Below are 24,016 nucleotides of genomic sequence, written 5' to 3'. Positions count from 1 at the left end.
GCATATTCCCCTAACTTTAAGCTGTATGGGGGGAGCATCACCGGAATTAGACGGATAGGGTATTGCTGGGCTTTAAAAAGATAGGTAAATCCAAATAATAAGTAAAAAGCAATGCTATACCAAAAAACCTTATACTTTGTATCCATACTCTTTTACTTTAATTGGTAAACGATTTCTTTCTGAGAGCCAGCTTTGTTGCCTGGTAATAAATATTGTGCTTTTACACGATATTTTCCTTTTGGAATAATACCATAGGTAGATTGTATCAATTGGTTTACAATCTGAGGCCGTGAGTTCAACGGTATATTTACATATTTAGACGATGCCTTAGAAACCAATTCATACCAATCAGCTTTATAATATCTGAACAAGTCATATTGATAAGGGAAAACTCTGGTGAGGAAGCTATCAGTTCGAGACTTGTCTAAATACTGCAAATAAGATGGGAAGATGGTTAGGGCTTTGATAGGCGGTATGCCTACTATATCATCTTCATTTCCATCTCTAGTTAATTTTAATTGATCAACAGGATATTTATCGTAGATTAGATTTTTGAATTTATTTGCAAATTCATCGTCCATTAAGGCTGTCATATCAACTAGAGGTTTGTTTTCTGTATACTGGTTGCCAATGAGTTCTACTTCATCAAAAGCTTCGTCAGTATTCATATTATTTTGCAGAAATAAAACATCTGACGAGATAGGCACCCACAAACTATTGAAACCTAAAGAAGATACTTTATGTTCGAAAGTGGAATATTTACTAGTTCTGAACGCGAAAGAAAGCCTATTGATTTCTCCTTCTCTGGAGAGATTCTGCGCTTTTTTTGTGTTTACATCTGAAGTTATTGAAGTTTCTAAGTCGCTATTATCACTAGTATTTTCGTTTTTGATAGTTCCATTTGATTCTAATCTGTCGTTATTACTTCCATTAGTTTGATTAGAATTGTTAGAGGAGCTTTTGCTTTTTGCTAAAATAGCAAAAGTATATTCTTTTTGTTTGTCCAGATTAGGAATTTCAAAAGAAACTATATTGTCAGAATTGTTATAACTGAAATTGCTTTCCTGAGCGTCATTATCAGCTTTAAATCGAGATGCTGTATTCCAGTTAGGATCGTCAAATAAGTAGTCTTGTCCTCTTTTCAGTTTAATGTATCCTTTGTTATTTTCTTTGGTGTAAAAGTTATTTTGATTAATAACAGGATATGCATACTGAATATTGGATAGAGGAATTTTATTAGGAGCAGAACCAGTAGTGAAATTTCTTTCTTCAATTTCGACTGCTTTTTGCCCATTATCCATTACCACTTGGAATATACCGTTTTTTTCTTCCATAAAGCTAACTTGAACAATTGCTTTTAAGGATTTATTTGGAGGAAGTATATCTTCAGATACAAAGTTGGCTACATCTTTAGACTTAGTATATTCTACTTTACCTTTTATTTCATTGCCCTTTTCATCAAGGATAGTCATTTTTTCTACGACTATTTTATAAATATGGTCACCGTCATCTTCTGGAATTACAATGGGTTCGTTAACTCGGAAAGCGAATGTTGCCTGAGGTACAGCAAATACATCAATATCTTTTTCATCCTTTTTTGGAGTAAAATCTGTTATAATTTTCATTCCTCCCAATACAGATTCATTTTCTAACTTGCATTCTTCTCCAAATTCTAATTTGAACCTGAATTTTCCTTTTACTAATCCTCCGAGTAAATTATAGTGACCTCCTAAATAGCCTCTCATCCAATATGGGTTAGGACCTTTGGCCTGAAGTAGAGCAGCCGCTCCTGCTTTAATAATTGGAATTTTCTTTCTTACAAAGAATAGTTTTATTTTAATACCCAGTTCTCCTTGTAGATACACATAGGCCTGTCCATTAGCATACCAACCGTTGATACCTATTGCATCTCCTCCTCTGTTGGTACATTTTGTTTCTTTTCCATAGTCTTTCAGCATAACATCAGCTCCTAATCCTGCTTGAAATCTTGCATATAGGAAAAGTGCTGTCATATCTCCTGTGTCAAACTTGAAGTGAGAACCAAACGCGAAGCCTTTTCCTTCACCCAATGCATTGAGATTCTTCATATAATCAATGTCATCAAGTTGCACACCTAAAATTTGTGCTACTTCTACAGGAGGAGCAGGGCTCTCAGGGATGTGATTACCCACCATTAGATAGCTTTTAGATTCTAAATATAATTTTCCAAAACCTACCCTTAATCCTATCATATCTGCTGGGGTTCCAATATGTAGATACCAATCTTGTGACCCGATGTGAAGAACAGCCCAGCCAGCTCTACCTCCCTCCCCTACTCCACGAATAAAACCTTCAGGGGAGTTGACTTTTACATCTAAGTTGGCATGTAGAACGCGATTATTAAAATCATAGTTCATTGCCATCTTACCATAAATAGTTGACGGAGTGGTAGTCTCCACTGGATAATTTTCATCAACTTCTGAAACATCTAGAAATGACTTTGTGTGCTGATCGTTGGCTATATCTTTTATAAAGTTGGATTTATTTACCATCGTGGTAAACTTATCCTGAAGTTTATCGAATGGCTTAGGTGTAATAAGGGTAAAATCAGAAAGAATTAAAGCCTCTCCTAAAAAGCCAACTTGTTTAATGCCTCCATTTTTGTAGGTGTCAATATTGAAGCCTGCCATAACTGACGCAATGGTTTTAGTACCCACATTTCCAAGTACGCCAGCTCGAAGGGATAACCCCATATTCTCATCAGGCTTAAATATTAAATGACCTGGCCCGTTCCCTTGTTTAATATCATTAATGTTTCTTGCCTTGACAGGAACCATTCTGTAGTATGCACCACCCGTAAAGCCAGTTACCTTAAACCAGCCTGTTCCAATGTTTAATCCATCTACGAAACCATCAAAAGCCCAATACCTAAATGTACTGTTGCCAAAAATGCCATCCACACCTACTCTAACACCTTTAAGGGCCGTTATTTCAGCTTCTAGACTTGCTTGAAATCCATTTCCATAAAGAGGATCGTTTCTCATCAACTTCAGATAACCTGAAACTATCGCTACACCTACATCTACATTTCTAAATCCTAATTTTGATAATGAAAAACCATTGTATTTCCAATCCTGCCGATTATCATTGTTCTCTATTAATCCATGGATAACAATACCACCTGTTGCAGAAAATTTATTTTCTTGAAGCCCTACTTTAAGTTCAAAACCTAGATTTGCTCTTTGTTCATCAATACTTACGAATACATTATTTAAACTTGCGGGAAATCCTGCTAGTTTCTGCTCTCCTTCTACACCAAAATATTGTGCTGTAATAAAAGGAGCTTTAGTTTGTAATACTAACTCTTGGAACTTAATGCCTTTAAATTCTACATCTTTTTTTTCTTCAGAATTTGTTTCATTTGTGTTAGAATTAGCACTAATTTCTAGACTACCGCTCAATATTGCCCTTGGTAAAAACTCTCTGTGCTTTACAAGCATCTCTATAGAGGAGCCTTTGGCTATTTTTGCCTTAGCACTCCAAATATCAAAATCAATATCCTCTCCAATTTCTACAGCAAGGAGATAGTCTTCTTCTGTCATTCTTCCTGTATAGAGAAGATATCCAGTTGGTGTTTTTGGCTTTTCTGCAATATTTTTATCTGAAGCAGATGTTTCAGACTTTTCCTGTGTGTTTTTTTGAATAGGAAGCTGTATTTTGCCAGCTAGTTCTGCACCAACAATTTTTGACGCTGCAAGACTAATTCCTATTTTATCTAAAGAATATTTCCAGGCATTTTCGCTATTGGTAATTCCTCGATCTAAAGGGAATATATTCTCAGCTGTGAATGTACCCGAAACGCCATAGTTATCTAAAAGCAATCTATAGGCAGAAAAATTTACTCTACTATTTGTTTTGTCTGATGTTTTAAATTCTTGTGGTAGCCCTACTCTTAAAGTTTCAACATATATCCCTCTCCAAGATTCAGCTCCAGAGATTAAATAGCCATTTCTATAATAATATTCTGGAAATTTTACCTGAGCATCAGTTCTAAGGTCGCTTAGATCTAATACAGCATTGTTTACAAAAAAAGATAAAAATCCCTTATCGGGATTTTGTGCTTGTTTGGTAATTGCAAACGGACTTATGCTTACTTTTACTAATAAATCATTCCAGCTTAAAGCCTTTATGAAAAAATCTCCTTTTACTCTATTGATTTTGTTGTGTTGTCCAGTTTCGGGAAGTATATTTCCTGATTCGTCTAAAGGGACTAGAACTTTTCTTGAAATTTGAACATTCCCTTTTAAAGATAATTCTTTAATACCATCACAATCTATGGTTACAAATGTTTTATCGTTATAACTCTCACCTGATAACTTATTAATTTCCCCTCCCTCAAGGGTCAGCATCCATTCATTTTTATTGAAAGGGATGAATACATCGCCCAGAAGTGAAAGCTTTGCGTCTCCTATGATTTTTCCTTTATAAGATAATTTAACTCCTTCTGCCCCGAAATACAACTCTTTTTTGCCCCCGTCCATTCCTTGTTGAGGCGTTTTGACTCTTGCATAAACATTGATAATAGCATATTCTGGAGTAAATGTTGCTTTTGTAATTACCAAACTGTATTCAACATTATCCGACCGAGTCTCTCGTATGCCTATGGGAAGTTCGGTAAGCTCATTTGGATTTATAGATTGAACAATATGCCCTTTGCTTATAGCTTCATCTAATGCCGCCTTTGCTTTTGCAATCTCTATATCCGTAGTAGCATTGGGTGAGAATGAATAAAAATCTAGAAATTTATCATTATGACTTAAATTCTGAATGTTAGTATTCAGAGTATAATGATAATCTATTAATTCTATCCTTCTTTTATTTATGGAATCATTAACTGGAGCTTCATAAAAAGCTTTTATTGAAAAAAAACAGGAAAAAAGGATAATTAAAAATAATAATTTTTTTACCATACAATGTTTTTTATAGGACAAAGATAATGCTTTTTAGCAAATTGCGATTATTTAAAAATGTGAAAGACCGCTTTTACTTTTATATTCTGAAAACTCAAAAACAAATTGAAAAATGAGCTAAGATTACCCCGAAAGTTGGATTCTGTGGAATAATAAAGTTTAATTTAACATATGAAAGGGGGGATATATGAAAAATGGAATAAATTAAATAATTATTTTTTATAACTGATTTATTTGTATTTTTGTAGCAAACTTTTAAGAATGAATACTAAGGTCATTTCAATCATCACAGAAAAAGGGGGTGTAGGAAAAACTACCACTACTATCCATCTTGGTGCAGCATTAGCAGAAAATAAGAAAAGAGTATTATTGGTAGACTTTGATGCTCAGCGAAATTTATCCATCGGATATAAAATACCAAAAGATTATTCTTATACTGTGAAAAATCTATTAGAAAAGACAGGGGAGTTTCGTATAACTCAAAAAGGGGAAAATCTTTTTATCTTGGCAGGCGATAGGAATATAGAAAAATCTAAAAGAGATAGAACAGTATTAAGAGATATGCTAAATATTTTAGGAGAAAAATTGAATTTTGATTACATTATCATTGATTGCCCTCCTCGTCCACTTACAGGAGATTTGGGACTTGGAGAGATGGCTTTGGCATCATCAGACTATGTACTATCCCCAATTGAAGCAGAAGAATATTCCATTGAGGGGATTAAGGAACTTTTACCGAGCTTAGTGAATATTAAAAATAAGTACAATCCCAAACTGGAGTTTTTGGGTTTTTTCTTCAATAAAGTTCTTACCAATACTCGTAACTTTAGAGAATATAGAGAGTTAGCTCTTCAGCAGGCAAAAGGCTTCTTCTTTGGAACTTTTATAAGGCAAGATGTAAATGTAGAAAATGCAAAAAAGGAAGGTAAAACGATTTTTCAAATCGCTCCAAACTCCCGTGCTAGTGAAGATTATAAAAATTTGGTACAAGAGATACTGAATAAAATAAATAAGTTAAATAATTGATTTAATTTATACAACTATGAAATTCCTGTCCCCCCCCCCTTTAATTAGGGTAAATAAAATAAATAACTTATTTATTTTAAATATTTGTTTATATAAGAATAGATAATCGGAATAATTCCGATTATCTATTTTATTTATTACATTTGTGGAATGAAAATAAATAGAATGTTCTCTGATCATATTATTTCCCATCAGGTTCTACTGTCTTTGTTAGAAGGGTACAAACGACCAAATGATAAAATTTCGGAAATGATGAAGCAAGGCGAACTTATTTCGCTCAAAAAGGGATACTATATATTTAATCAAGAAATAAAGCCTGAAAGATTTAGTATAGCTAATGCTCTATATGGGCCAAGCTATATCTCTATGGAATCAGCCTTTTCTTTTTATGGAATGATACCAGAGCAAGTTTTCTCAATTTCATCAGCAACGCTAAAAGCTACCAAAATTTTTGAAAATAAAATAGGTAGATTTGAATATATCAATTTATCTCCATCTTATTATGCATTGGAAATCCAATTTTTGGAACTTAGGGAAGGACAGTTCTGTCTAATTGCTACCCCCGAAAAAGCGTTGTGTGACAAAGTTGTCACCGAAAAAAAACTTCAACTCCGAAGTGTGAAATCTGCACAAGAGTATCTGATAGAAAATTTGAGAATAGATGAATATCTCCTCCGAGAGATAAAGATAAATAAATTAGAAAAAATCCTTTCTCTGGCACCTAAAAAAAACACATTAGAACAAATAATAGCAGCAATAAAAACAATATGATAAAGGAATGGATAGAAAGCTATACTCCTAAAACAAACGAGGACTATAATCAGGCTTTGCGTGAAATTATGCAACGAGTTGCATTAGCAGGACTGCATAGAGGGCGTTTTTTTGAAAAAGCCTCTTTCTATGGAGGGACAGCATTGAGAATTTTTTATGGTCTTAATCGCTTTTCAGAAGATTTAGATTTTTCCTTATTAAAGGAAGATCCCGAATTTTCATTAGATACTTATTTGAAGTATATAGAGGAGGAGTTTATTGCATTAGGACTAAAAGTTTCGGTAAGAACAAAAGTGAAATCTGTAGAATCCAATATAGAATCTGCATTTTTAAAATCCGAAACCATTTGGAGTGAACTACTATTGGAATATTCTTTGCCACAAATAGGATTGACTCACTCCCCAAGTATCAAAATAAAAATAGAAGTAGATACTCGCCCACCAATGGGGTTTGAGACAGAAGAAAAGTTATTGTTAAAACCCTATTCCTTTTATGTAAAATGTTTCAAAAAAGAAGATTTATTTGCTGGAAAAATGCACGTATTATTATTCAGGAAGTGGAAGAATAATGTAAAAGGTCGGGATTGGTATGATTTGGAGTGGTATATTCAAAAGGGAATAAGTTTGAACTTAAACCATTTTTTATTGAGAGCTAAAGACAGCGGAGATTGGCAATATGATACCATCACTGAAGGAGAGTTTCGAGAACTTATGAATCATAGGATAGAGGAAGTGGATATAGAAAAAGCCAAAGCGGATGTAATTCGATTTATTGCAAACCCCAATCAATTGGATATATGGTCAAAACAATATTTTATAGACTTAGTCAAATTGGTGAAAATCAATGCTTAAAATAAATTATACAAGTTAATTAACTTAAATATTTTATTACTTCTATTATCGGATACAATGAGATATTTAAAATAAATAACTAATTTATTTGGTATGTTTAGAAAAATTGTTATTTTTGAATTAAAATAATTAAAACAAGTAAATAACTGATATGTCTGATAACATTTTTGGATTGGATGTCTTGCTAAAACAGCAAGATGTAGGTTTGATACGATATAGTATTCGTATGTACGAAAAGGATTGGGATAGGTTGATAAATTTTAGAAGATATAAGGTGGTAGAGGAAGGAATACGCTCTTATAATAATACTTCTGCAATAGAAGAAGCAGTGGAGATATTGAAAGATAAATATGATATACCTCATACGGAAGAACCTACCAAATTGGTAAGCGGGCGAAGAAGTAAGGATAATAAATATAAAAGTAAAGATACTTCTATTATGCTTAATAAGGAAACTATGGATTATATCAAAGATTTTCTATCTTATAAGGCCTATGTAAAAGGGGAATTGGATTATACCAGGATGAAGTTTTTTGAGGAAGTAATGAATGTTTTGGAAGAGAAATATGGCTTATCGTAATGGGAACAATATTTCATAGGTATGAAGCATCTGTGAAGCTATCTAATGGGAGAGTGGTCGTATATCATAATATAAATACAGGACTTAAAAAGTTTCATCGTTTTTTATGTGAAAAGTTCGAAACTCCTGTTCGTTGGGTATCCTATTCTGTAAGGCGAAAGGAAAATAAGGAAATAATAGGGCATTATAAAAATAGTATACCTGGAAAAGAAGAAAGATGTGTTACAATCTTCACAAATGTTACAGAAAACGCATCTAATACAGGTGTTTTTATACCAATTATCTTTGAAAGAAATGGTTATGAACTTGTTAGGAATATGTTTGTAATCAATAAAATGATAATAAATAAAAATTCGATACTTATAAGCATCCCCGAATGGCTTTTTGAAAAAATTACTTCTAAAGGAAAAGCGGAGCTTTATCAATATTATCTTAATGAAAAGAAGCATCGAATTTCACTTTCAGAGATAAATTTGAGCAACAATATGTATTACACCCGAGAAAAAATTGAAACAGCTGGTATTACAGGAACGGAGCCAGAACAAGATTATCCATAAAGAAAACCACAATAGTCAGAACTATGTGGTTTAAAATAGTAACTCTCTTAAAAGAGAATCATTTTTGCAACACAAAGATACAAAACTCTAATGAATAAAAAAGGGAATAACAAAGATGTTATAAAGACGAGGATTGAAGAAATAGATTACGATATTATCCAAGAATTTAAAGATAATCCGAATATTCGTACCATTCTCTATACGGAGCGACTTTTCAGCTTTATGAGAAAAAAAGACCTAACACTATTACCTACAAAAATCATCAATGTCATTCTCAGTGCAGTAAAAGATGAGCAGCAGAAGCATATCAAAGATATTTCTATCACTGGGGAAGTTATTGGAGAAAATAGGCAAATGAGCTTTGAAGATATATTTCAAAATTGGGTAGAAAATACTAGAGCAAGATTTACAATCAATTTCAAATCCATAAAACTAGATAAGAATATTAAGAATAGAGAGTTATTCGAAGCCTTTGTTTTTTTATCAAATTTAAATTGGCAAATCATCAATGATATAGAAACAGGAGATGTAGAATTAGTGCCTTTCATTGAAGCGGTAAAATGGAATAAAAATAAGCAATACATTCAGTTCAATATGCACAAGAAGACGATGGAAAGTCTTCTGGATATGACCAAGTTCTTAAAGCTGGAAAATGATTTTGTGATGAACCTCAAAAGTGCAAAAACATTGTCTTTCATTTTTTGGATTTCAAAATTCATTCCATACAATGGTACTACAATTAGTATCAACAAATTTGTAGATGAAATGAACCTAAGCACAACATATCCGTCAAAAATAGATGAATATCTGAAAAGGATACGAGCGGAAGTAAATGCTGGAAACTACGCTTATGGATTTAACTACTCCATTGAGAAGGGGAATATCAAATTTCAACTTTACTATAAAAAAGAAGCTATAGGTATAGTGGATGAAATAGAAGATTTGGAAGCTTTAAAGCGACAGCGAGCTCTATATCACATTTACAGTGTACGAAATCTTTCACCAGAAAATAAAAACAAAATAGAAACCATTTATAAGGCTATGGGGTATGAAAAAGTATCAAAACTACTAAAAAGAAAAATCCCTAAAGATTTAAAGAATGATGAATATATGTCAAAGGTCATGGAGCTTTTAAGAGGTGTAGAATGAAGTGAGGGTTTGTAAGAAGTCTACTTATGTTGATAAGTAGAGCAAAAGTGAAGGGAAACCCACTTCTTACATTAGCCAACTAAAAACGATAAAAGCCTCTTAGCCGGCAATTTATCCAGTAGACTTATACAAAATAAGGGTTTGCAAGAAGTTTTTATTTGAATAATTTAAATAATTGGAAATCAATAGACTGAATCAAAAATTTGGATAAAATAAATGTGGAGAAATTGGTAACAACAATGGAATATTAAATATAAAACACTGATTATTAAATGTTTATTATATATGTTAACAAATCAGAAAGTAGGGGTTTGTAAGAAGAAAGTAGGGGTTTGTAAGAAGAAAAGTGGGGGTTTGTAAGAAAAAAGTAGGGGTTTGTAAGAAGAAAGTAGGGGTTTGTAAGAAGAAAGTAGGGGTTTGTAAGAAGAAAAACCCTGTAATAATCAGATTTTCAATTATTTATAGCAACTATATAAATATAATAAAGTATAATAAATAAAAATTAAATAAAAATAAAGTAAAAATAAATATTGTTAATAAGTCCAATAAAAGGAAAATTTAGTTAATAGAAAAACCATAATAAGTCCAAAAATGATTCTTATTTTATTATCATAAATCAGTTAAATAACTTTATTAATCTAATTATTTTATTATCTGAAATTGTGTGTAGTTAAATGGAATGAATAAGAAAACATAATTAAAAATATTAAACAAAAGAATTGATGTAAGGGAGACAATGCTAGTTAATTCTTCTAGTTGATAAACACAATGAGATGTTAGAAAACATTACAGAGGAATTGTGTTTTGATATTTTCTCAGAGATTGATTATGTAAATTTAAATCTGGGATCAAACTCTGTGATATGTTCCTTGTAAAATTATCTATCGTATTACTAACTATATTTATCGTAATAATTTTTTTCAATAGGGATACTTAACTTGTAACTCTCTCCCATTAATCAGACCACGAATCAGGTAAAATAAGTATTAATTTTTACTTGTAGAAAATAAAAGACATGATAAAAATTTAGCTTTGCTTTCACAAGGTATAGGTTCTAATAGAAGCAATTAAAGAAAAAGAAATACTATCAGAGTTAGCACATCTCGTTTCAACTCTACTTTCAAATTCTGTGGAATTAATATTAGGGATTTATGATAGAATTTAGAAATTTTATAGTGAATGCAACAACCGAAAGCAAAACGAAAATTAACCACCAGCTAGTAAATTTTGTAACCTATTGGAAAAATTTCTAAGCCTACGGCATTACAATTTTATTAAATTATTCTCTCGCTTTCGCTCGCTCTTCGTTTTCATTTTGATGTACCCAATGCAAATTTTTGTAAGAAATATTGAACATCATCGGAGAAATTTATAAGCCTACGGCAATACAATATTACTGAATTTTACTCTCGCTTTTCGCTCGCTCTTCGCTTTCATTTTTGATGTACCCAATGCAAATTTTTGTATGCAGTATTGAACATCATTGGAAAAATTTCTAAGCCTACGGCATTACAATTTTATTAAATTTTTATCTCGCTTTTCGCTCGCTCTTCGCTTTCATTTTTGATGTACCCATTGCAAATTTTTGTAAGCAGTATTGAACATCATTCAAGTAAAAATTATTAAATATTGGTAAATTTTCTATTTTGTCATCTATCTAAATTTTTGTATTTTTGGAGATGAGCAAGACGGTATAGTGCATAGCACTATAACCGCCTTGCCCTACGGGTATAAAATATTAATAATCAATATTTTAGCAATGTGTTTTTTTTTACTATGCAAAAAAATATATATTTTTATATTTAACTTTTTTAAAATCAATTAAATATAATATATAAAATGGCTTTTAAACAGATTAATGTAGATGCTGAAACATTTGAAAAAATAAATGAAATTTCAAATTTGTTTCAAATAAAAAAGTATGTAGCAGTTAAAAAAATTGTTGATTTTTTTTCTGAAAATATATCAATTGTTGATGAAAAATTTTTCGCTTCTGAACAAAAAAATTTAGAAGCAATTGATGATAAATTGGAAAAAATGTTTAAAAGTATTTTGCAATCTGAAGTTAATAGAATTATCTCTTTTATTAAAGTTCAGGATAAATTTATGGCTAATATGAAAAGAGATTTAGTCAAACTTGTAGATTCAGATCATTCAAAAACTGACTCTCCTTTGTTTCATTATTATGATATTATTTTTGAATATTGCCAACTTTTCTTGGAAAAAATAATTTGTCTTTTAATGATGTTTATGAAGAAATTAAAAAGAATCAAGGTATAGATTACGCTCAAGAATTTCAAAAAGCTCTTAATAATATTCAGACTAAATCTGTTCAACATTAATTTTTAATTATGATTTCTTTACCTCATATTACTTCTGAGTATGGAAACAATACTGGTTCTTGTCGCCAGTATGCAGAATATCTTTTAAAGGATAATGATTTCTTTTTTAATCACAGCTCTTCCAATATTAGTTTGGATGAAGCGGTTGCTTTAATAGATAATAATTCAAAAAAAAGATTATTAAAAACTGATGCAAAATGGTATGCACCTGTTTATGCTTTGAGTGAGGAGGAGGCTCAATGGATAGCTTATTTAGTAACGGAAAGAAAAGTTGAAAACTATGATGATTTATCGGAAGAAGAAAAAAAGAAGTATAATGAGTATGTCGTTGAGTTCGCAAAAAAGGCTCAAGATAAAATGGCTTCTAACTTTAATAAATCAGATTTAGGAATTAATGATGGAAATAACTTGTTTTATATTGGTGTAGTTGAAAACAAAAGAAAATATACATTTAAGGATAAAAAAACAGCGTGGAGTATTACTGAAAGAGGGCAATTTAAGAAAGGATTTAATACACATATTCACATAATTCAAAGTCGTTTGGCTAATAATGGAAAGCATACAAAGATTAGTCCTATGGCAAAAAATAAGTCATCAATTAAATCTAATTTAGGTGGCATAAAAGGTTTTGATAGAAAAAATTTTGCTCATCAAGTGGAGCAAACATTTGATAATTATTTTACCTATGCTCGTAAATTAAAAGAATCTTTTTTATATAAAAATGAATTAAAAAAGGGTAGAAATAAAAAGCCAAATGAAGAAAATGTTTTGTCTTTTTATGTTTTCAATAATGGGTATGTTCATAATCAAGAGGAAAGAAAACTTGTTGAAAAATTAAAAAAAGAGTTTCTTTTATCTATGAATTATATTCCTATTAAGGAGAAAGAAATTCCGAGAAAAGAAGTCATCAGATTGGAAAAACAAGGTTCAGTTTTAAATTATTTTGATTGGCTTGTTGCTATTGGAGTTATGACCAAAGGTAAGAAAGATAAAGACAAGCAAATTTTTTATACCGTAGATGGTGATGAGATTGTTGTTACTGGTACTAAACTTTGGTATAATAGAACTAAAAAAGTTGGTGGATCTGTCGTTCAAGCTCCGCAAGTTTTTGAAAATATTAATCGTTTGGAAGCGTATAATCGTTTGTTGGAAATTGAAAAAATGTATGGAAAAGAAATTATTCCTCTTAAATCTAAGAGTAGAAAAAAATCTTTGGAGCTGGTCAATGGTGATGTAGAAATAAAGCTTTATCATTATAACTATTTCTATGAAATAGGAATTTCCAAACGAGTTTTAGATTTTAATCCTAACATAAAAGCTATTGAATATAAAGCTGACAATGGTAAAGTTTATTCATCAATTGCTATTAAGAATAACTCTGGTGGTTTCTATACTTACAACCCAAAATTTAATAGCTATACCAAAGTTGGAGAAAGTGATATTACTTATGTTCGGGGAAAACCTAATATCGGTAAGATGCTGGTTTTTGATTCTTATATGGATTATGTAAAATATCTTCAGTTGAAAGGAGTGGCTACTGTTGAGGAAGATATTGTTATTCTAAATGAGAAAGCTAACCTACCACAATTCCGAAAATATTTAGAAGATTATGACTTCCGAAATTATACACAAATTCAAAGTTTTCTCAGTACCGATACATATTTTAATTTGAAAAATGCAGGAGTGGAGATAGAAAATGCAAGAGAAAAAATAGGATTAAACGAAAGGTTTAAAACTATTGATGAATTGTATCATTATCATACAACCAAGAAAGAAGTCTTTGAGCATTTAGATGAAATTGTTAGAAGGAGAAGGATTTAATTTCTAGACATTTTAATGAGGGTGGGAACTACTGTGAAAAATACGAGACAAAAACGAAAATTACTTTTTTAGTGAATAGAAGATTGAATAGCATTAGGTAGCTGTAAAAGGGGGAATCCAAAATCTTATGATTATTTTGGTGTTCTATGGGTTACCAAGAATAGAATTTATTTGTTCAGAGAATACCTTGCGTTTCTCTTTCATTGTTCCGTTTCTATAAAGAAGATGCTGGTGAAGTTTTGGTATGTAATCAAAATAATTATTTTTGAAGACCATATTTTTGGTGTATAATGTAATTTCAATCTGTTTGGTATTCCAGTGGTCTATTGCTACCAATATGCTATTGATACCTTTTCTTCTCTTATTATGTTTTATTCTTCGTAATCTTATCATTTTTATTTAAATATTTTTCTTGTAAATGTTATATTTGTTAAATACATAATATGAATTGCTATTTATATTTTATTTAATTATTAAACAGTATTATGAAATGATGTACTGCTATTTGATGAATGGGGCATTTGCAAATATAAACATTTTCATTTGTCAAATTATATTATTACTTTTATAAAAGTGAAATCACTACAATTACAACAGATTAATCAGAAATTAGAGAAATTTTCTATTTTTGAAAGAAACAGTTATCCCTCCTATTGACTGAATAAAGGCTGTTTGAATGGTATAAGGAATATCCAATATTTGCCTTGGGCTATATCTAACAGTATACTTTAGATACTGAAGGGAAGAGTACAAGAGGAAACCACTACCTTGATATTTTGAATATGATTTGTGGTATAGGGTAAAAAGTTGTTTTTTTATAATCAATTAGCAGGATTACATCAAATTGTTCAGTCCAAAGAAGCTGATTTTTTGGTAGATAATAAATACACTTTTGAGATTGGAGGGAAAAATAGAACTACTACCCAAATAAAAGAAGTAGAAAAATCTTGGCTTGTAAAAGATGATATTATCCAACCTGTGGGGAGAGCAATTCCGTTATGGTTGTTTGGATTTTTGTACTAAATCATTTGCGGTAAATAAAACTTTATTTACCGCATTTTTGCAGAATCAGAAAAAACATTATATTTGATACTATCAAATGATATTTTCAAAATGAAACCACCATACGAGATTACCAGTAAAGTATTAACATTAATCACTTCTATTTCAGAGAAAATAGGGGAAATCAATGCCAATCATCTTTATAAACCAGCTACTGAACTAAGGAAGAGAAATCGTATCAAAACGATACAATCTTCATTAGAAATTGAAGGAAATACGCTCACAGAAGACCAAATCACGGCAATTTTGGAAAATAAACGAGTAATTGCTCCCCAGAAAGATATTTTGGAGGTTCAGAATGCTATAAAAGCTTATGATGACTTGAAACAATTTAATCCTTTGAAAATAAAGGATATGGAGAAAGCCCATCAAATTCTGATGAATGGATTAATTCCGAATGCTGGGAAATTTAGAACTACTAATGTAGGCATTGTAAAAGGTTCTCAAATAGAGCATATTGCCCCAAGTGGAGGGATGGTAAATGGACTGATGAAAGACCTTTTTTCGTATTTGAAAAACGATAAAGATTTGATTTTGATAAAAAGTTGTGTTTTTCATTATGAATTTGAGTTTATCCACCCATTTTTGGATGGTAATGGGAGAATGGGGAGGCTCTGGCAAACGCTTATTCTAATGCAACAATACTCTGTTTTTGAGTTTCTTCCGATAGAAATTTTGATAAAACAAAGGCAAGAAATGTATTATGCAAAGCTCTCAGAATCTGATAAAATGGGAAGCTCTACGCCTTTTTTAGAATTTATGTTGGAAATTATATTGGAGGCGTTGGAAGATTTGCTAAGTTCTCAGAATAAAACCTTGAAAGTGGAGGATAGAATTGCTCTATTCCGAGAAAAAATAGGTTCTAAAAAGTTTAGTCGAAAGGATTATTTGCAGAATTTTAAGACCATTTCTGCTCCTACGGCAAGTAGAGATTTGAAGTGGGCGGTAGAGCAAGGAATTTTGAATAAAGAGGGAGAGCAAAGGCTAGTGGAATATTGGTTTGAGAAATAAAAAGTTATGAAAATTAAAAAAGAATATAGTATTGTACATTCATTTGTGCATATTTATTTTATATAATCTTGCGTTAAATAAAATTTTTATTCTCCGCATTTTTGCGGAGAATAACTTGTGTATTTGTTGCATAAAATGATTTGGATGGCAAAGTATATTTACCAAAATAAAGACTGGACAAATTTTTCTTGGGATAGTGATAAAATAATTTTATTGCTTGGAGAGATTAGGTTCTTACAGGGCAAAATTTATGCACAGGTACAATCCTTAGGTTTTTCATTACGAGAGGAATCTAATTTGTCTAACTTGACCTTAGATGTAGTGAAATCATCTGAAATAGAGGGAGAAGAGCTTAATTATGACCAAGTTCGTTCCTCTGTTGCTCGGCATTTAGGAATAGAGATAGGAGGGCTGGATAGCATCAATAGAAATGTGGAAGGCATGGTAGAAATGATTCTGGATGCGACGCAAAATTACCTTTTGCCATTGAGTAAAGAGAGATTATTCGGTTGGCATTCTTGCCTTTTTCTACGGGTTGGAGCGGGATTTATAAAATAGAAGTGGGGCAATGGCGAACGGGAGAAATGCAAATAGTGTCTGGTGCAATGGGTAAAGAAAAAATCCATTATGAGGCAATTCCTGCTCAGAATCTTGAACAAGAAATGGATATTTTTTTGGATTGGCTCAATGATAATGAAAATTTGGATTTAGTTTTGAAGGCTGCGATTGCTCACTTTTGGTTCATTATCATTCACCCTTTTGATGATGGGAATGGAAGAATTGCTAGAGCAATAACGGATTTATTACTAAGCCGAGCAGATAAGAGCAATAACCGATTTTATAGCGTATCTAGCCAAATTTTAGTGCAAAAAAAGGAATATTATGAAGTTTTGAAAAAAGTGCAACATAGCACAGGCGATATTACAGAATGGATTGTTTGGTTTTTTGGCTGCTTGAAAAATGCCTTACATCAAACCGAAAAATCTTTGGAAAAAGTTGTCTTTAAATCCGAGTTTTGGAAAAAATACGAGCAAATATCCATCAATGAAAGGCAGAGATTAATGTTAAACAAGCTGTTAGATGGTTTTGATGGGAAATTAAAAACTTCTAAATGGGCAAAAATCACCAAAGTTTCTGCGGATACCGCTCTAAGAGACATTAAGGATTTGATAGAAAAAGGCATCTTGCGACAAGAACAAGAAGGAGGAAGAAGTACTAATTATGAGCTGGATGTGTGAAAATATTATACACATTCATTAGTATAATATAAATTAAAAATGGATGAGATACATTATCTAATAAATAGTTAATGTTTTCCTAATATTTCTAACCCAGAGAAAAACCTCTTTTGAATATAATAAAAACTATAAAACTAAAATGTATTTAAATATAAAAATAAAATAAAATTTTATATTTTTGTGTAGTAATTGTTTTTTTAGTATATTTGCAAAATAACTTCTTGCGGCAACAAGAAGTTATTTAAAAATGCTTTTGTAAGGGATTTTTCTCATAAAATAAGTAATAAATATGAAGAAAAATATATACAAAAATAACAAAAAAAATCTTTTTGACAAATATCTTGAGGAGATAGACTGTCAAAAAGTATTGTCGAATGCTTATGAAAGCATTAGGGATGGATACAAAAAATCAAGGGATTATATTGCTAATAATCCGTACGAATTTTTGAGAAAAAGTTCTGTATCGGATAAATATCATTCTATGATTGTGGCGGAATTTTGCAAAAAAACAGAAGCAGACTTTAATATGTCTACAAGGATATTCCGTTTTACTGCAAGTAATATGGTCTATTTCTTATTAGATAATAAAGTTTTATTCTGTTTCAAGGCAATTGATGAAAGGGATAAAATAGGTAATAGAGATTCTAAAAGACATAGGAATGTGATGTCGGGTGATCCAGTGTTTATGAATAAAAAAGTGGTTGAAATTCTTACAAAAAGAGGAATAATAAAACAACCTCCTATTTATTACTTTGGTTACCATTTGCCTAAAAATAGAGAATTGAGTATTAAATGTGTTCGTTATGAGAATAATGAGGTAGCATTTAGTTTGGATTTAAGAGAGATATTCTTTAAGAAAGAGGGAATAAAATTGGTGATTAAGAATAATTACGCAAAAAATAAGAAAAAAGTCGTTTAACAACTGAGTTAATATCTCCTTACAGAAGCATTTTTTATAAAAAATAAGAAAATGAGACAATCAGAATTTAATAGTGAAACTCTAAAATTAGTGAGGAACTATTATGGATTGAGTCAATCAGCGTTTGCAAAAAAACTAAATATGACTCAATCAAAGCTAAGTCAATTAGAGAATGGGGAAAAAGAAATTGATGAAACTTTACTAAGTTATATGAAAGAAGATTTTAAAGAAAATTTTTTCTTGAATCAATTTATTATCCCATCACAACAACTGTATTATAGGAAGTTGGCATCTACTAGCAAGGGCGTTGTATCTAAATTTGAGGCAAGGCTGACGATAGTTTCAGGAGTTATAAAAAAGTTATTAGATGATATAGAAATTCCACAGAATAATATTTTATCTATTGATGTGGAAGAATTTAATTTTGATTTTGAATATATAGCGGAGCAAGTAAGATTAAAAATAGGTCATTTACGAGGTTCTATTAATGATATTGTAAAACTATTAGAAAAAAACGGAGTAATTATTCATTTTTTTGAGTATGACTTTATTCAGGAGAGTAGCAATAAATTTGATGGAGTAAGTACCTATGTAGATGGAGTTCCGATTATTTTTATTAATAATAAAATTCCAAATTCTAGAAAAGTATTTACGATTGCTCACGAGTTGGGACATTTGGTAATGCATTTTGATTACATCATTAATCCAGATAGAAATATAGAAAATGAAGCAAATAAGTTTGCCTCTGCATTTCTTGCTCCTAAAAACGAAGTGAAATCTGAATTTAAAGGGTTTAAGCTTGAGAAGTTGTTTCAATTAAAATCTGAGTGGAAAATGTCTGCCGCTGCGATACTTTATAGGGCAAAAGAAATAGGTAATATTAATGAGGATTGGTATAAAAAATGTATGTTGTGGATTTCTAAATATAGAAAAAAAGAACCTTATGAATTTGAACTTTCTTCTCCCATTCTACTGAAAAGGATGATTGAGATGTCCACGAATGAAAATAATTTTTCATTTTTAAATAATATAGGAATAGATGAAAGTGTAAAGGAGCAATTATTTGGAGCTATTATAGAAAAAAAAGAATCGAAATTAAAATTAGTAGTAAATAATCTATAAAATAAAAAAAGAAGTCCGCAACTTTCCTAGGGTCTCGTACTTCTTTAAGCTTTACAAAAGAGATGACTTGGTATCTGAAGATTACCAAGCATCCTGCTTTGTTTTGCAAAAATATAAAATGAATGTAGAAAATACTAATAAAATATGTCTTTTTTACATGTTTCTTATGTTATATGCATTTCAAAGTATGTGATAATCTTCACTGTTATAATTACTTACAGTAATAAAGTAATCAAATCAAATATTTTTTAGAATATGAAAAGTAAAGCTACAAGTTCAAAAGTGGCTAAAATTGCTTCAAAAATTCTTAAAGATAATAGATACTCTCAATCTGCTAAATCTGTGGCAGGGAGTGCTTTGTCTCAAAAAGAGAAAAGAAAGAAGTAATTTTAGCGAGTTAGGTGTGAGAGCGACCTTTAACGGCTCTCGTTTTTAAGTTTAATCATAATACAAAATATAATGAAAAACAAATTTTTAACTGAAACTGCTAATTTTAGACAGGAATCTTCAAATATTATTTCTTATACAAAGCTTATTTCATTAATTAAAGATGAAGAGCAAATATCATTCATTACGGATAAATTTAATCGGGATGGAGAAGAGTTTTATATTGATATGAAAAATATTGATATTGCGTATCAGTATGTTCAGAAATGGGTAAATAAGTATGAATATAAAAGGGTAAAGTTAAGTAATAATGAAGTTTCAACATATTTTTTACTAGAGCAGAATGAGAGAATAGATGCCAATATAAAAGATATGATTTTTGAAATTAATAGTAGAGATGGAAAATATTCAGATGTACATGCCACAGCAATATATGATACAAAAGATAAATTTTATGAAGAATGGAAATTATCTGCACATATAAACTATCTTAAAAAGAATGGGTTAAATAAAGAATTAAAGCTAATTAATCAAATATGGTTAAAAGATAAAGGGCAAACTAAGGAGAGAGTGTTTAAGCTATTGAAATCGAAAGATAATTTATGGTATGTTCGTTCTATAAGTTCAGACCAGTATAAAGAATATGGGACAGCTTTTACGTTTGTATATACTATTTTGTTGCTTAATAACATAAAGGATAACAAATTCAGTATAGAAGCTTTAAACTTGAATGAATCAAAAATTTCAATGACAATATCTCACGGTATAGAAAGAGAATTAGGAGATGTTGGATATATTAAATCTGCAATTCATATGGAGAATAATGATTTAGCTTCAAAATCATTTAAGATAGAGAAACAGATTGTACTTATTCCAAAGGTTAAAGACGCGAACAATATTAGTATACAAGTTCCTAAAAGAAAAGAAGTAAATAAACTATCGGTATCTGTGGCACACGGGGCGTCTATGCCTGTTTTACACCAGCGAATGTTAAGTATAAATAATGAGTTTTTATCCACAGAAGATTTTGAAAAGGATTTTGAGAAGATAATTAGCACTAAAAAGCCAGAGGGATTAAGAAGCGTAATAGGACAAAAAATAATTAGTAGCAAAATTCTAAAAGAATGTCAAGAGCTGAAAGAATTATTTAAGCCTTCTCAAAGTGGAGTTATAGATAATATGGCTAAATTGATAAATCTTTGTGGTAAAGCAGAATTATTAGATATAGACTATGATATGAAATCTAAGTTAAGAGAAATTATATCGGATGTTCTTATTCTTAAGAGGTAAAATAAATAGGTTAGTATGTACTACTAGCCTATTTATTTTTAAATATTTATGGAGATAATATTAATTACTTTTCTTTCTCTACCCTATAAAAAGTCGTTTTACTAATTCCAGCTTGTTTACACGCCTTATCAATCGGAATATTTTTATTCTCATAAAGATGTAGAGCGAATTGGTATTTTTCCAAAGTTTCTTTTGCAATGCCTTTGGGTCTGCCCAAGTGCTTATTTCTTCGCCTCGCTCCCTCCAAGCCAATTTTGGTTCTTTCGGAGATGAGATTTCGTTCGAATTCCGCCACTGCCCCAAAGATTTGAATAATGAACTTCCCATTCGCCGAAGTAGTATCAAAAGCAGGTTCAGAAATGCTCTTGAATAACACGCCTTTTTGATTAAACAAATCAATGAGCTCCACCATATTTTTTAGGGAACGGAAAATTCTGTCGGTTTTATAGACTACCACTACATCGCCTTCACGAAGGAAAGAAAGCATTTCGTTGAGACCTTTTCTATCCTCACGCACGCCACTGGCAACATCGGTATAGACTTTTTCGCAACCAAAGTTTTGGAGTAAATCTACCTGTGTCTGAATATTTTGTTCCGAAGTAGAAACCCTTGCATAACCGAAAATCATCGTTTGAGAGAAAAATTATGTTCCAAAAATATCATTGGTATGAATTTTCACATTTGGGAAAATAATAGAAGTAATTTCATCATCAACGATAGGATTTTGAGTAATATATTTACCGTTCTCTAAAACATTGATAAGAACACTTTCTTGATTAGGGTCTACAATCCAATATTCTCTTACACCTGCCTCTTGATATAATTCAAATTTATGTTTCATTTCTTTTTTAGAGTTTCCAGGGGAAAGGGTTTCAATAACTAAATCAGGAGCACCTACACAACCTCTATCATCTAATTTGTTTGGGTCGCAAATGATACAGAGGTCAGGCTGAACCACTGTGAAAATTTCTTCATCTCTTTTACTTTGTATAGGTATTCTTACATCAAATGGTGCTATATATACTTTACAAGATTTTTTTTTGAATAAATTTCCTAACTCAATATGTAAAGCTCCTGTTATTTCTTGATGTTTTCTGTTTGGAGCTGGAGACATTTTGAGGATTTTACCTTTAAAAAGTTCCACTCTTTCTTTAAATCTCCAAAGTAAATAATCAGCGTAGGAATAAGTTCCGTTAAGGTCTAATTGATTGATATCTGTGATAACAGTTGCCATAATCTTTATTTTTCACAAAGTTAAGATTTACTTTGGAAAAGGGAAAAAGCATTTCATATTAATTAAGTTACCTTAAATCGCTATTTATTCAAAAAAAGACTTCATTTTTTCTTGAATAAAGACACAATATTGCTGTTTCATTTCTGCTGAAAGAAAAGAATTTTGGACGCATTCTACCCATTGGGGTTGTACCTTTTGAAATCTTTTGTAAATAGCTTGTTTTGATTTTTCTCCAATCCCAAAATTCTCTGCCAAAGCATCAAAATCGCTTCGTTTTAATTTATTTTTTCTTCCATTAATAGTCAATGCAGATTCTTCGGAATCCTCTTTAATAACCAATTTTGTGTTGAGTAAATCGTATGCTGGGCTGAGTTGGTATTCGCCAGAAGCATTTTCTATTAAGGAAAAATTTTTGAGGTGCATATCTGCATTGCCCGTAAAATAGCAGAATAATACCAATTCAAACAGCCTCTGCATTTCAAAACCTTTATTTTCAGTAAATTGATGAACGATTTTTCCTACTTTTTCAATGGAGCTACGGTATTTATGCTCCGTTAAATTCTCACTTAATTGACATAAATCTTCCACGGCTATTTTTTGTCCATTTTGTCGGTCAAATCGCTGAGTGATATACGCTAATTCCCCTGTTTTCAGACGAATAAGCGTATGTTTGGCAGTTTTTATTTTTATCAATTCTGCAAGATGCATTGTAAGGTCTTCATTTTGCGGAAGTTCAGCATATTGTTCTGATTGTGGTTTCAAAATAAAATCTCCATAAAGCCCTACAATGGTAAGTCTTGGTGTCTCTTTTATATTTTTTTCTAATTGTAATGAAAGTTTGGACTGCACGCCTGTGATTGCGATGCTTTTTACAATGATTTTTTTTGCCAACTTTTCTATTTCTTCTTGGTCAAAATCCAAAACAGGAGGCATTGCCGTTCCAAACATTTTTTTGGAACACGAAGTGTGAAAATCTATCTCATCTTCATCCAATGGTTTATAGCAAAACAAGCATTTTTTCATCATTCAGTGGGTTTAGAAATAATAGATACACATCCGATACAATCTTTGCACATTGCCAAAAGTAGCCCAAATCGGTCTCTGTGATTGAGTTTCCAATTATTCACGGCAATATCTAAAAGCCATCCTTCGGGGATTAAGCCATCAAAAAATGGAAACAAAACCTTACTGAGATAAGGCTCTTGCTGTAAAGGTAAGGTCAAACTAATAGGCTTTACATTTTCTTGATGAAGGTAATTTTCATCATAGACAAAAGTATATCCGTTTTCATCTTCGGAGATTGTCCCTGCCAAAAAATCTTTGTAGAATACTTGTGCTTGTCTCATTGCTCAATTTTTTTGGTTACTCCTACTTCTGCCCCAAATAAGGATAATACTTGATTGACTTTATCCAAACGAACAGTCTGTTTTCCTTGCTCTAATTCACGCACAAAGCGAAGCCCAACTCCAGCTCTTTCAGCCAATTCTATTTGGGTGATGCCGAGTTGTTTTCGTTTTTCTTTTATAAAATTGGAAACATTCATTTATACCCTTTAGGGTACAAATATAAGTAAATGATTTTAATTATACCCAATAGGGATTATTTTTATAAAATAAAGAAAAAGGGAGTTCCAAAAAATTAGAATATACAAAACTACTAAAAGAAACGATAAAAAGCACGGATTTCAATCAAAAATCCGTGCTTTTA

At 31.1% G+C, this 24,016-nt stretch carries 23 protein-coding genes; 16 read left to right on the top strand and 7 right to left on the bottom strand.

Annotated features, from left to right (window positions below; translation table 11 throughout):
• Positions 1-152: 152 nt before the first annotated feature.
• Positions 153-4,949, bottom strand: a complete 4,797-nt coding sequence (locus ACFFUE_RS10945) for a hypothetical protein (protein ID WP_376835331.1) — start codon at positions 4,947-4,949, stop codon at positions 153-155.
• Between the two features lie 261 nt (positions 4,950-5,210).
• On the opposite strand from ACFFUE_RS10945, the gene ACFFUE_RS10940 reads away from it, so the two are divergent.
• From ACFFUE_RS10940 to ACFFUE_RS10905, 8 genes are all read left to right on the top strand, one after another.
• The gene (locus ACFFUE_RS10940) at positions 5,211-5,975 is read left to right on the top strand and encodes a ParA family protein (protein ID WP_376835329.1); all 765 of its coding nucleotides are present in this window, start codon (positions 5,211-5,213) and stop codon (positions 5,973-5,975) included.
• Between the two features lie 150 nt (positions 5,976-6,125).
• Entirely contained in the window at positions 6,126-6,746 is a 621-nt protein-coding gene (locus ACFFUE_RS10935; protein WP_376835327.1) for a type IV toxin-antitoxin system AbiEi family antitoxin domain-containing protein, read from the top strand.
• On the top strand, positions 6,743-7,597 hold the full coding sequence (locus ACFFUE_RS10930; RefSeq protein ID WP_376835325.1) for a nucleotidyl transferase AbiEii/AbiGii toxin family protein: 855 nt from the start codon (positions 6,743-6,745) through the stop codon (positions 7,595-7,597). The genes ACFFUE_RS10935 and ACFFUE_RS10930 overlap by 4 nt, the downstream gene beginning before the upstream one ends.
• Positions 7,598-7,748: 151 nt before the next feature.
• Entirely contained in the window at positions 7,749-8,177 is a 429-nt protein-coding gene (locus ACFFUE_RS10925) for a hypothetical protein (RefSeq protein ID WP_376835323.1), read from the top strand.
• On the top strand, positions 8,177-8,734 hold the full coding sequence (locus tag ACFFUE_RS10920; protein WP_376835321.1) for a hypothetical protein: 558 nt from the start codon (positions 8,177-8,179) through the stop codon (positions 8,732-8,734). Before ACFFUE_RS10925 ends, ACFFUE_RS10920 begins: the two co-directional genes overlap by 1 nt.
• Before the next feature lie 90 nt (positions 8,735-8,824).
• Positions 8,825-9,883 carry a hypothetical protein gene (locus ACFFUE_RS10915; protein ID WP_376835319.1) on the top strand — a complete coding sequence of 353 codons (1,059 nt, stop codon included), beginning with the start codon at positions 8,825-8,827 and terminating at the stop codon, positions 9,881-9,883.
• A 1,839-nt stretch (positions 9,884-11,722) separates the two neighbouring features.
• The gene (locus ACFFUE_RS10910; protein WP_376835317.1) at positions 11,723-12,163 is read left to right on the top strand and encodes a hypothetical protein; all 441 of its coding nucleotides are present in this window, start codon (positions 11,723-11,725) and stop codon (positions 12,161-12,163) included.
• A gap of 71 nt (positions 12,164-12,234) precedes the next feature.
• Positions 12,235-14,046 carry a DUF5712 family protein gene (locus tag ACFFUE_RS10905; RefSeq protein WP_376835315.1) on the top strand — a complete coding sequence of 604 codons (1,812 nt, stop codon included), beginning with the start codon at positions 12,235-12,237 and terminating at the stop codon, positions 14,044-14,046.
• A gap of 144 nt (positions 14,047-14,190) precedes the next feature.
• Here ACFFUE_RS10905 and ACFFUE_RS10900 read toward each other — a convergent pair whose 3' ends face one another.
• Positions 14,191-14,439, bottom strand: coding sequence for a hypothetical protein (locus ACFFUE_RS10900; RefSeq protein ID WP_327985405.1), 249 nt, complete (start codon positions 14,437-14,439; stop codon positions 14,191-14,193).
• Positions 14,440-14,853: 414 nt separating this feature from the next.
• Between ACFFUE_RS10900 and ACFFUE_RS10895 the strand changes: the two genes are divergently transcribed.
• The 8 genes from ACFFUE_RS10895 to ACFFUE_RS10860 all read left to right on the top strand — a co-directional run bounded on the left by ACFFUE_RS10895 (position 14,854) and on the right by ACFFUE_RS10860 (position 21,075).
• The gene (locus ACFFUE_RS10895; protein WP_376835313.1) at positions 14,854-15,069 is read left to right on the top strand and encodes a hypothetical protein; all 216 of its coding nucleotides are present in this window, start codon (positions 14,854-14,856) and stop codon (positions 15,067-15,069) included.
• Between the two features lie 90 nt (positions 15,070-15,159).
• Positions 15,160-16,119 (top strand): Fic family protein, encoded by a 960-nt coding sequence (locus ACFFUE_RS10890; RefSeq protein WP_376835311.1) that lies wholly within the window; start codon positions 15,160-15,162, stop codon positions 16,117-16,119.
• Positions 16,120-16,263: 144 nt separating this feature from the next.
• On the top strand, positions 16,264-16,677 hold the full coding sequence (locus tag ACFFUE_RS10885; protein ID WP_376835309.1) for a DUF4172 domain-containing protein: 414 nt from the start codon (positions 16,264-16,266) through the stop codon (positions 16,675-16,677).
• Entirely contained in the window at positions 16,629-17,357 is a 729-nt protein-coding gene (locus tag ACFFUE_RS10880) for a Fic family protein (RefSeq protein ID WP_376835306.1), read from the top strand. The genes ACFFUE_RS10885 and ACFFUE_RS10880 overlap by 49 nt, the downstream gene beginning before the upstream one ends.
• Positions 17,358-17,646: 289 nt before the next feature.
• A complete protein-coding gene (locus ACFFUE_RS10875; protein WP_376835304.1) occupies positions 17,647-18,276 on the top strand; it encodes a hypothetical protein in 630 nt (209 codons plus the stop codon).
• Between the two features lie 51 nt (positions 18,277-18,327).
• Positions 18,328-19,398: an ImmA/IrrE family metallo-endopeptidase gene (locus ACFFUE_RS10870; protein ID WP_376835302.1), complete on the top strand. Its 1,071-nt coding sequence runs from the start codon at positions 18,328-18,330 to the stop codon at positions 19,396-19,398.
• Positions 19,399-19,653: 255 nt separating this feature from the next.
• Positions 19,654-19,785, top strand: coding sequence for a hypothetical protein (locus tag ACFFUE_RS10865; RefSeq protein WP_376835300.1), 132 nt, complete (start codon positions 19,654-19,656; stop codon positions 19,783-19,785).
• A gap of 72 nt (positions 19,786-19,857) precedes the next feature.
• Positions 19,858-21,075 carry a hypothetical protein gene (locus ACFFUE_RS10860; protein WP_376835297.1) on the top strand — a complete coding sequence of 406 codons (1,218 nt, stop codon included), beginning with the start codon at positions 19,858-19,860 and terminating at the stop codon, positions 21,073-21,075.
• Between the two features lie 64 nt (positions 21,076-21,139).
• On the opposite strand, the gene ACFFUE_RS10855 is transcribed toward ACFFUE_RS10860, so the two are convergent.
• From ACFFUE_RS10855 to ACFFUE_RS10835, 5 genes are all read right to left on the bottom strand, one after another.
• Positions 21,140-21,703, bottom strand: a complete 564-nt coding sequence (locus ACFFUE_RS10855) for a recombinase family protein (protein WP_376835295.1) — start codon at positions 21,701-21,703, stop codon at positions 21,140-21,142.
• Positions 21,704-21,718: 15 nt separating this feature from the next.
• The gene (locus ACFFUE_RS10850; RefSeq protein ID WP_376835293.1) at positions 21,719-22,309 is read right to left on the bottom strand and encodes a Uma2 family endonuclease; all 591 of its coding nucleotides are present in this window, start codon (positions 22,307-22,309) and stop codon (positions 21,719-21,721) included.
• An 84-nt stretch (positions 22,310-22,393) separates the two neighbouring features.
• Complete coding sequence (locus ACFFUE_RS10845) at positions 22,394-23,335, bottom strand: HipA domain-containing protein (protein WP_376835291.1); 942 nt, start codon at positions 23,333-23,335, stop codon at positions 22,394-22,396.
• Positions 23,332-23,655 carry a HipA N-terminal domain-containing protein gene (locus ACFFUE_RS10840; RefSeq protein WP_376835289.1) on the bottom strand — a complete coding sequence of 108 codons (324 nt, stop codon included), beginning with the start codon at positions 23,653-23,655 and terminating at the stop codon, positions 23,332-23,334. Before ACFFUE_RS10840 ends, ACFFUE_RS10845 begins: the two co-directional genes overlap by 4 nt.
• On the bottom strand, positions 23,652-23,852 hold the full coding sequence (locus ACFFUE_RS10835; RefSeq protein ID WP_376835287.1) for a helix-turn-helix transcriptional regulator: 201 nt from the start codon (positions 23,850-23,852) through the stop codon (positions 23,652-23,654). The genes ACFFUE_RS10840 and ACFFUE_RS10835 overlap by 4 nt, the downstream gene beginning before the upstream one ends.
• Positions 23,853-24,016: the final 164 nt, after the last annotated feature.

Origin of the sequence: Bergeyella porcorum, assembly GCF_042427575.1 — a bacterium.
GTDB lineage: Bacteria > Bacteroidota > Bacteroidia > Flavobacteriales > Weeksellaceae > Bergeyella > Bergeyella porcorum.
The sequence above is the reverse complement of the archived record's forward strand: the minus strand, read 5'-3'. Positions and strand labels throughout refer to the sequence as shown.

Coding starts and splice junctions, on each gene's coding strand:
- ACFFUE_RS10945 (WP_376835331.1), bottom strand. CDS start 4,949: ATGGTAAAAAAATTATTATTTTTAATTATCCTTTTTTCCTGTTTTTTT.
- ACFFUE_RS10940 (WP_376835329.1), top strand. CDS start 5,211: ATGAATACTAAGGTCATTTCAATCATCACAGAAAAAGGGGGTGTAGGA.
- ACFFUE_RS10935 (WP_376835327.1), top strand. CDS start 6,126: ATGAAAATAAATAGAATGTTCTCTGATCATATTATTTCCCATCAGGTT.
- ACFFUE_RS10930 (WP_376835325.1), top strand. CDS start 6,743: ATGATAAAGGAATGGATAGAAAGCTATACTCCTAAAACAAACGAGGAC.
- ACFFUE_RS10925 (WP_376835323.1), top strand. CDS start 7,749: ATGTCTGATAACATTTTTGGATTGGATGTCTTGCTAAAACAGCAAGAT.
- ACFFUE_RS10920 (WP_376835321.1), top strand. CDS start 8,177: ATGGGAACAATATTTCATAGGTATGAAGCATCTGTGAAGCTATCTAAT.
- ACFFUE_RS10915 (WP_376835319.1), top strand. CDS start 8,825: ATGAATAAAAAAGGGAATAACAAAGATGTTATAAAGACGAGGATTGAA.
- ACFFUE_RS10910 (WP_376835317.1), top strand. CDS start 11,723: ATGGCTTTTAAACAGATTAATGTAGATGCTGAAACATTTGAAAAAATA.
- ACFFUE_RS10905 (WP_376835315.1), top strand. CDS start 12,235: ATGATTTCTTTACCTCATATTACTTCTGAGTATGGAAACAATACTGGT.
- ACFFUE_RS10900 (WP_327985405.1), bottom strand. CDS start 14,439: ATGATAAGATTACGAAGAATAAAACATAATAAGAGAAGAAAAGGTATC.
- ACFFUE_RS10890 (WP_376835311.1), top strand. CDS start 15,160: ATGAAACCACCATACGAGATTACCAGTAAAGTATTAACATTAATCACT.
- ACFFUE_RS10885 (WP_376835309.1), top strand. CDS start 16,264: ATGGCAAAGTATATTTACCAAAATAAAGACTGGACAAATTTTTCTTGG.
- ACFFUE_RS10875 (WP_376835304.1), top strand. CDS start 17,647: ATGAAGAAAAATATATACAAAAATAACAAAAAAAATCTTTTTGACAAA.
- ACFFUE_RS10870 (WP_376835302.1), top strand. CDS start 18,328: ATGAGACAATCAGAATTTAATAGTGAAACTCTAAAATTAGTGAGGAAC.
- ACFFUE_RS10865 (WP_376835300.1), top strand. CDS start 19,654: ATGAAAAGTAAAGCTACAAGTTCAAAAGTGGCTAAAATTGCTTCAAAA.
- ACFFUE_RS10860 (WP_376835297.1), top strand. CDS start 19,858: ATGAAAAACAAATTTTTAACTGAAACTGCTAATTTTAGACAGGAATCT.
- ACFFUE_RS10855 (WP_376835295.1), bottom strand. CDS start 21,703: ATGATTTTCGGTTATGCAAGGGTTTCTACTTCGGAACAAAATATTCAG.
- ACFFUE_RS10850 (WP_376835293.1), bottom strand. CDS start 22,309: ATGGCAACTGTTATCACAGATATCAATCAATTAGACCTTAACGGAACT.
- ACFFUE_RS10845 (WP_376835291.1), bottom strand. CDS start 23,335: ATGATGAAAAAATGCTTGTTTTGCTATAAACCATTGGATGAAGATGAG.
- ACFFUE_RS10840 (WP_376835289.1), bottom strand. CDS start 23,655: ATGAGACAAGCACAAGTATTCTACAAAGATTTTTTGGCAGGGACAATC.
- ACFFUE_RS10835 (WP_376835287.1), bottom strand. CDS start 23,852: ATGAATGTTTCCAATTTTATAAAAGAAAAACGAAAACAACTCGGCATC.